Origin of the sequence: Novosphingobium lindaniclasticum LE124 (genome assembly GCF_000445125.1) — a bacterium.
In the GTDB taxonomy this organism is placed as follows: domain Bacteria; phylum Pseudomonadota; class Alphaproteobacteria; order Sphingomonadales; family Sphingomonadaceae; genus Novosphingobium; species Novosphingobium lindaniclasticum.
The window spans coordinates 1-7,480 of the sequence record NZ_ATHL01000073.1 but is presented as its reverse complement, the minus strand read 5'-3'; the positions used below and the strand labels follow the sequence as shown (position 1 = coordinate 7,480).

Annotated in this window: 8 protein-coding genes; all 8 read right to left on the bottom strand. The window is 64.3% G+C overall.

From position 1 onward, the window contains the following. Nucleotides 1–331 precede the first annotated feature (331 nt). The 8 genes from L284_RS34500 to L284_RS34465 all read right to left on the bottom strand — a co-directional run bounded on the left by L284_RS34500 (nt 332) and on the right by L284_RS34465 (nt 7,377). Nucleotides 332–592 carry a hypothetical protein gene (locus L284_RS34500; RefSeq protein ID WP_017980882.1) on the bottom strand — a complete coding sequence of 87 codons (261 nt, stop codon included), beginning with the start codon at nt 590–592 and terminating at the stop codon, nt 332–334. A 208-nt stretch (nt 593–800) separates the two neighbouring features. Then, complete coding sequence (locus L284_RS34495) at nt 801–1,055, bottom strand: hypothetical protein (protein WP_017980881.1); 255 nt, start codon at nt 1,053–1,055, stop codon at nt 801–803. A 482-nt stretch (nt 1,056–1,537) separates the two neighbouring features. Next, nucleotides 1,538–2,173 carry a DUF6884 domain-containing protein gene (locus L284_RS34490; protein ID WP_017980880.1) on the bottom strand — a complete coding sequence of 212 codons (636 nt, stop codon included), beginning with the start codon at nt 2,171–2,173 and terminating at the stop codon, nt 1,538–1,540. A gap of 55 nt (nt 2,174–2,228) precedes the next feature. Next, nucleotides 2,229–4,385 carry a ParB/RepB/Spo0J family partition protein gene (locus L284_RS34485; RefSeq protein WP_017980879.1) on the bottom strand — a complete coding sequence of 719 codons (2,157 nt, stop codon included), beginning with the start codon at nt 4,383–4,385 and terminating at the stop codon, nt 2,229–2,231. Between the two features lie 336 nt (nt 4,386–4,721). Next, nucleotides 4,722–4,997 (bottom strand): hypothetical protein, encoded by a 276-nt coding sequence (locus L284_RS34480; protein WP_017980878.1) that lies wholly within the window; start codon nt 4,995–4,997, stop codon nt 4,722–4,724. Between the two features lie 177 nt (nt 4,998–5,174). Continuing rightward, nucleotides 5,175–6,617: a DUF4942 domain-containing protein gene (locus tag L284_RS34475; RefSeq protein ID WP_017980877.1), complete on the bottom strand. Its 1,443-nt coding sequence runs from the start codon at nt 6,615–6,617 to the stop codon at nt 5,175–5,177. A 50-nt stretch (nt 6,618–6,667) separates the two neighbouring features. Next, entirely contained in the window at nt 6,668–6,943 is a 276-nt protein-coding gene (locus L284_RS34470) for a hypothetical protein (protein ID WP_017980876.1), read from the bottom strand. 59 nt (nt 6,944–7,002) lie between these two features. Further along, on the bottom strand, nt 7,003–7,377 hold the full coding sequence (locus L284_RS34465; protein WP_017980875.1) for a DUF3768 domain-containing protein: 375 nt from the start codon (nt 7,375–7,377) through the stop codon (nt 7,003–7,005). Between the last annotated feature and the right edge of the window lie 103 nt (nt 7,378–7,480).

The window sequence follows — 7,480 nt, the reverse complement described above, 5'->3', positions numbered from 1 at the left end:
TCGCCAAGCGGAGCGCGTCACGCGCGGAGACGGTCCAGCCCTTGCACAGAGGGGGGCGGCGCCCCCTTCATGACGGCGGCGTCAAAGCGCCGCTGCGGAGGATCAGGCCGAAGGCCGGCAGCTCGATCGGCGCGGCCTGGTCGCAGCGAAGCGGAGACCAAGCCGACGCCCGCGGCCCCGCTCGGGAGCCGCCACTATCGGCGTCGAGATCCGCTGTGCGGATCTCGGGCATTGGATTTCACGCGAGGATCGTCACCTCTGGCCGAAACCGCTTTGCGGGTTCGGTCGCAGCGAAGCGGCGATAGAGCCGTGGCCGAAGGCCCGCGCCCGACTACTTCTTGGGATGCGATGTTTCGACAGGCGCGGCCGACGACGACCCTTGGTGCGGAGCAATTGCATGGCCGATGCCAACCAGCACCAAGATCACAGCACCGAAGCGAAGCGTCTTCTCAATGAAGCGCCGGCCCTGCATGTGGCCGTAGGAATTAAAGACCTCCACGCCATATTCATTCCGGCGATTGAAGGCAGCTCGCCGCGTGAACTTCCACAAGACGATGCCGGCCAGGATCAGCAGAACAGGGATGATCGTCACGACACGGCTCCTTCCGATGACTACCTATCATCATTTTGCGCTGACGATAAGGCAGCGCACCTTGATCGGCGCGCACCTGGTCGCGGTGCCGATCGAAGGGACGCGCCGTCGCGCGTTCACGGCATGGTGTCGGCTCGATGCCGATCAGCATGGCGGGCGGGTTTGCGGAACGAAGCAAAAAAAGGGAGGGCCGAAGCCCTCCCGCTGCTCATTTGATGAGCTTGGCGAGTATCGGACCCGCCAGAGACGCTAGGCTGATGACCCCGAGCATGATGCTGAGGATCGTAAGCTGCGTTTTCAGGCCGTCGATCTTGCTCTCCAGCGCCTTGTTCTGCGCTTCCAGCGCGGCGTTCGCTTCCTTGATCTTGAGCGCCATAAACTCCTCTAGCTGCTCGACGACCGCCGTAGCTTGGTCATCACCTACCTTGATTGATTTCAGAGCCTTAAACAATGTCACTTGCATCCTGTTCTCCTTATCGTTGACGAACAGGAGTGTCGGACCATGGGCGCGTAGCGGCCCCGGCGGTCAGGGACCGCGAAGCGGCCGCGACAGCGGGCAACGGGGGAACCGAAATCCGCAGGATTTTGGGGGGACCGTTGATCCTTGACGGTCGGGGCTGAAACCCATGGTAAAATGCCAACTGTCGTAGAGAAGGAATATTCCCACCACCGTCGCCACGCCCTGCCTTCACCGGCCGCAGGCCGGTCTGGACAGGAGCTGCTGCGCGGCACGCGCGGCGCCGATTGCCGCGCCGCACCGGGGCGGCCCCCTTCCCAAGGGATCGCGGCCCGAAGGGCGAAGCGCGCGAGCGATTCCGCGCGGCCCTGGCCGCGTGCGATCCCGGCGCTGCCGGAACGAAAGGGGCGGGAGACTTGGGTAAGCCTCCCGCCGCACCATGATTGACCGGGGTTGTTTTCGCCTTCCCCCCGGTCGACCTAACTCTATCACGCCTCTCGCGTGAGCCAAGCCAGTTGCTCGCCGATGCCCATGCCCTCCATCGGCACGCTCGCCCGCTGGGCGATGCTCGGCCAGAGGGGATCGCGGTAAGTCCGCCCTGCGAGGACGATCAGCGGAGCGCGGGCGTCCACAGCGCGGGCCAGCTCGTCCAACACACGGGCGCCCCATAGGCGGCGCGCGCCAGCCCCCATCGCGCCAAGGGTGACATCATACGGCTCGATGACGGCGCTGGGGGCGATCAGGCCATGCTTGGCCGAAAGGATCAGCCACGGGGCGCCGGTGCGCTCGACATGGGCGCGGGCCTTGCGGAACCAAGGGGAGGCGTAGAGGTCGCGCGCCTCAGCCGCGTGGTCCAGCTTCGCGGCGACGCAGGCGACCAGATAGACGGGGAGCGGGGCGGGCGCTGTCTCGAGAACGGTTTCCGGCTCAAGGGCGCTTTCCGGGTCCATGTCGCCGAGCCATGGCGACACGGCCCATTTCGTCATGTCGCTCATCCACTTGTTGCTGATCGGCTTGCGCTCGGTCGCGTGGCTGATGGTCGGGCCTCCGAATAGATCGGGCTGCTCGCCTATGACGTGAACGGGTGGGATATAGCGGGGTTCGCGAACGCAATGGCGGGCCATGGTGGTGCCTCCGTCATCGGGAATGAAGCGGGGGGCCTAAGCCCCCCGCCGTGGATCAAGCGGCTTCGTCGATCTGCTCGTGATCGTCGTCCTGATCCTCATCGTCCCCAAACTCGTCGCCCTCGTCGTCTTCCTGTTCCTCCTCCTCGACGGGCAGAGGGGGCACGTTGCCGCTCTCCATGAAGTCGGGAAGCCAGTTCACGGCCTCGGCAACATCATCGGGATGAAGGCCGAGCAACTTGGCGTCCTGATCGTCGCAATTCGCGATGCGGGCGCAGAAGGCGGCGGTTTCGTTCCCCTTCATGCCCTTGGCTCGATCCGCCAGCCCCCAAGTGTCGAGAAGGGCCAGACGGGCCTTGTTCGAGAAGGTGGAGAAAAACGCCTCATCCAGTTCGACGGCATCGCGCCAACGCCCGAAACCCGGCTCCGCCTCGATGCAATTGGCAAGCTCGCGGACCATGCGGGGGGTGCGGCCCTCGGCATAGACCGATGTGGTAGCCAAGAGCATGTGTCCGGCGATCATGGCCGTCACCTTGTTCTTCTCGCTCGCGGGCAACTGACGGAACAGAATGAAGCCTTCGATGGGATCGCGCGTCGAAACCCACGCGCTCGATGCCAAGCCCTCCTTGGTGGTCAGCCATGCGGCCCGTTCGGGGCGGCTCCCGACAAGATCGTGAATCTTGGTCGTACCGTCCTCGTCATGCGTCAGGTCGTTGATCCCCTGATGCTCGCCATGGAAATAGACCGTATTCCCATAACCCGGCGTCGGGGTGAGAATGGTGCGGGCTTGCGAGAACAGCATGAAGTCGAGCGCAAGCGACGAACCCGCGCAAGCCGACTGCATCAACTCGGCCCGGATCATGTCGCGCCGGATCAGCATCATCACCTGCATATTGTCCTTGGACAGCCCGAAGCGCGCCCGCTCGGCCTCTCCCGGTGTCGGCTCGGGCTTGGGTCCACGCTGCCCGGTCGCCCCCTTGGGCAATTCCGCGCCCTTGGCAGCTCGATCCGCGAACCAAAGCTCGACGTCGAAAGTGCCGTCATTCTCGATGGACGCCACGGCCACGACCGCGCCCTTGCTGGGCAGGATGACGGTGCGCTGCGCGTCCAGCTCCGCCATCTCGGCCGTCAGTTTCTCGAAAGCCTCCTCCTGACCGGGCAGCGGCTCGTCATCCTCACCGATCATCGCGGCAAGGCGCTTCTCCATCGACGCATAGGTTTTCGCGGTAGCCTTGGGCAACGCGCCCCGCTTCTGCTCCCGGATGCGAAGTTCATGGTCGGTCGAGAGATAGCCATATTGCTTGATCTGCGGCGGGGAAGCGGCCCACGAAAACTGCAGGTCGGCAAGGCCCCACTTCTCGCCGAGCATCCGGCCATTGCGGACGATGTTATGCTCGTACCGATCCTTGTCCTCCTCGACGCGCTGCTCTGCGAGGTCGCGAAGCACATCGGGATTCTGGACGATCCCCGCACCATCCTGCGAAAACAGGTCGGCCTCGAAATCCCCGCCCGCTGCGCGATAGGCATCGACGCCGACATAGCGCATGAGCTTCGTCAATTCGTGGTCGCCGGAGTTCATCGCCTTGCGAATGGCATTGGCGTTCTTCTCGTGAGGCCGGGTCGCCTGCTGCTCCAACTGGCGATAGACCGCGATCTGTAGCGAGCGATCCTCGGTCGCGGCATATGCCTGCGCCTCGGCGTCCCCGATCTCCCCGGCGCTGTAGAGGTCCATGATTTCCGGGTGAAGATTGGCGATCCGCATGATCCGCGCGGTTCGGGCCACATCATAGCCGAACATCGCCCCCAGCTCCTCTAGGGTTGCTTCGGGGCGCTCGGCCCGAATGGCGGCAAAACCCTTATAGACATCGGGTAGCGACATCGCCTCGCGCGCGCGGTTCTCGGCCATGCTGATTTCCGTGACCTTGCTCAAATCATCGACCTTCATGCACGGAAAGGTCATGCCCTTCCGGCTCGGATCGGCCTCGGCCAGCGCGGTGAGAAGACGGCGACGGCGATCCCCGGCCACCACCTCATACCCCCCGGCCTCGCGAGGGATAACCACCATCGGCTGAATGAGACCGACGGACAGCAGCGAAGCGGAAACCTCGGCATCGCTCGCGGCGCTGGATGGCTTCTTGCGGACATTGAGGTCGCTGCGATGAAGCTGATCGACCGTCAGATGCAGGATCGTGGGCTTGGAAGTCTTAACCATGGTGCTGTTCCTTTCTCTCAATGAAGCCGAAGGCGATGGCTCCATCGACTTCTGGCCCTCGCCGAGAGCGGGGGGTGAATGTGCAAACCGGGGCCGATCGGGGGGGAGGGGGATCGCCCGCCCTGCACAAGCCGCAGGCGCGGAAGGGTGGGGAGACCGCCCCGATCGCCAAGCGAGCGCGCGGCACGCGCGGGAGACGGTCCAGCCCTTGCACAGAGGGGGGCGGCGCCCCCTTCGATCCGCGCGCCGAGCGCGCGCCCGATCTATTCGACGGGGAGCGGAGAAGGGATCGGGACTATAAGCGCCGCAAGAGTCCGCCGCGCGGATCTTGCGCCATTAGCCGTGGAATGTGAGGGGCAGGGCCTTGCCCTGGGCGATCGTCACGGCAGCTTGATAGGCATCGAGCCGCCCCGCAAACTCGGCGCGCTCCTGCGGCGTCATATCGGCCGCGTTGGGGGCATCAATCAGGGCGTCGATCGCACCAGACAGCGCGGCACCTGGGCCGAGTTCCCCGGCGCAGTCCAGAATGAACAGCGCCCGAAGCATGAGGTCCAATGCCTCGCGCTGCGGGGCAGGCAGGACACGGCGCGCAACGATGGGTGGGACAGTCATGGCATATGGTCCCCATCAAAAAGAGGAGCATAGCGCAAGTTGGTCAGCCGATCAGTGAGGATCGTATCCATGCTGGATATTGAACGCGATAACCAGCAACGAATGAGGCCGGCGCTCCTCGGGGAGCGCCGGCCTTCGATTTTTTGCCGGAACCGCTGTCTATGCTCTGTCGCACCGTCACCCCGGCTTGCGGATTGCCAAAATGACGGTGTTGATGTTGGTTCCGGCGTGGGCGAACGATCCTTCGGGAAGGTCGTGCCACTTCTTCCAGCCCCAGGACGGCTTGCACTGATCGACGATCTTGTGGAGCGCGCGGTGCCGTGCATCCTCCCGAAACTCGGCGCGGGCGCTCATGACAGCGATCAGCACGCCCCCCGGCTTCAGGAAAGCGAAGGCATGGCGGACATGATCGCAATCACGCCCGCGATCAAAAGGCGGGTTCATGACGATGCGGTCATAGATCGGCCTCGGTTTGAGGCTGAGGAAATCTGCCTCGCGCACATCGCCGAAGCCGTGCAGGACGCGCAGCTCGTGCGCCATGCCCGGCTGTATCTCGATGCAGGCGACATTTCCGCCAGCCTCGCGCGCGGCCTTCGCCAGCATCCCGGTCCCGGCGCTGGGTTCCAGCACACCCATGCCCCGCCCGATCTCGGCGAGGCGGATAACCTGCGCCGCGACGGCATCGCTCGACATGAACGCGCCGAAATCCTTGGCGTGGGTCATGTGGAATTGCGGGGCATCGTCCGCCTCGGTGTTGTCGTAGGCATCGCCGATTGCTTCGCCATAATGCTCGGCGAGCAAGAGGTTCACCCGCTGCAAGAGGTCTTTGCGCTCGAACCACAGGTGCAGATTACCGTTCCCGAAGACGCGGACCCGGAAATAATCGCCCTCGATGACGAAGGGGGTCGCCTCGCGCGTATCGGTGATGCGGCGCGCGATGCTGGCGCTTTCAGGAACCGGCCCCAGCTCGTCCAGCTCGCGGAAAACCCGCTCGACATCGCGCAGAGTGTCCCGTCGATTATAGTCGGTCCAGTAGGACCGGCTGTCGCTCAAGGCGCGTTCAATGATGAGACGGCTGCCGATCTTGAAGCCATCATGCGAGCGAAAGCGCCGGTCCAGCGCCGAAAAGGTATTGGCGATGCCGCGCAGATAGAGGCCGCGCCGGTTCTCCCAAATATGGCCGAAGGTGTTGGCGCAATTCTCAGACGTGAAGGCGGGCGGCGTGTCGTTGATCCCCTTGTAGAACTCCTCTCGGGCCTGCCGGTCGAGAAGCTGGTCGAATCCCAGCGTTTCGAGAAGGTGCCGCCAGCATCGCCGATCCATGGCGACGGTGATTTTCGCGCGGAAATGGTCGCGTCCGCTGACGCTGCTGACCGCGCCAGTTTCCCGGTCGCGGGTGTTGTGCGGGGCGGCGCTATGGAACGCGCGCGTCAGGCCGCTATCGCTGTAGCGGTCATCCGCAGGAATGGGCAGGCTGATGCCCCCGGCGAAGCAAAGCCCATTGGCAGCATCGGTGAGAGCGTGGAAACTGTCGTAAGCCTCAAGCCATTTGGCAATCGCGGCGTCCCGGCCTGCGGTGATCTCGTCGATCTGGACGCGGTTCATCAATTCGTTGGTCATGCTTGATCCTTCGGGAACGGGGCGCGCAGGATCGGCCCGCGCGTGCTGGGTCAGTCGAAAATGGAAGCGCCGAAGCCGAAGCCTTCGGCCGCGTCCTCGATGGTGGTCACAAGGCCGTCGAAATCCTCTTCGGGGCCGAGCAGGTCCGCGATCTCGATCACGCGCGCGAGGTCCGCGCCGTGGTTGTCGGCGAGGTCGCGAAGATAGCCGTAGCGGTCGAACGCGCCGTCTTCCTCGTATCGTTCAAGGTCGATGGTCCGTTCGGCGTTAAGACGTAGGACGGTCGCGAGCGGAATGCCCTCGGGGCTGGTCAATGCCTGCGGCATGGGAGATTCCTTTCCTTTGGGAAAGGCGGGGCGGCGAGGGGGCCGCCCGCGCCGGTCTATCAGTATTCGTAGGCCCACATGATCGTCAGGACGCGGGCTGTGACTGCCGGGTCAGCCGGGTTCGCCGATCCCCACTCAAGAGAGGGGTCGTAATAGTCGATTTTGAAATAGCAGACGGCTTCCTGCCACTCGAACCGTCCGAAATCCCGCTCGGGGCTGTCAGGGCTGAAGGCGTCAAAATCGCGCACAGTCCGGAGCAGCTCGGCCCGCTTGCGCCATCCGCTCCACGTCGTCACGTCGCCGATGCCCCCGGCGATCCCCGCCGTCATGACGATGCGATCAAGGCCGGTCGGCTTCGTAATGTTAGCCCGCAACGTGTCGTTCAGCGCGGCGATGCGTTCGATATGCGCGGCGCGGTCGGGAGCGTTCTGCATGGTGTTTCCCTTTCTGGAATAGAGCCGAAGGCGATGGCTCACATCGACTTCTGGCCCTCGCCGAGAGCGGGGGGTGAATGGGCAAATGGGGCCGATCGGGGGG

Excerpts from the sequence above, each read along its gene's own strand:
- L284_RS34495 (WP_017980881.1), bottom strand. The coding sequence starts at position 1,055 with ATGCAAGTGACATTGTTTAAGGCTCTGAAATCAATCAAGGTAGGTGAT.
- L284_RS34490 (WP_017980880.1), bottom strand. The coding sequence starts at position 2,173 with ATGGCCCGCCATTGCGTTCGCGAACCCCGCTATATCCCACCCGTTCAC.
- L284_RS34485 (WP_017980879.1), bottom strand. The coding sequence starts at position 4,385 with ATGGTTAAGACTTCCAAGCCCACGATCCTGCATCTGACGGTCGATCAG.
- L284_RS34480 (WP_017980878.1), bottom strand. The coding sequence starts at position 4,997 with ATGACTGTCCCACCCATCGTTGCGCGCCGTGTCCTGCCTGCCCCGCAG.
- L284_RS34475 (WP_017980877.1), bottom strand. The coding sequence starts at position 6,617 with ATGACCAACGAATTGATGAACCGCGTCCAGATCGACGAGATCACCGCA.
- L284_RS34470 (WP_017980876.1), bottom strand. The coding sequence starts at position 6,943 with ATGCCGCAGGCATTGACCAGCCCCGAGGGCATTCCGCTCGCGACCGTC.
- L284_RS34465 (WP_017980875.1), bottom strand. The coding sequence starts at position 7,377 with ATGCAGAACGCTCCCGACCGCGCCGCGCATATCGAACGCATCGCCGCG.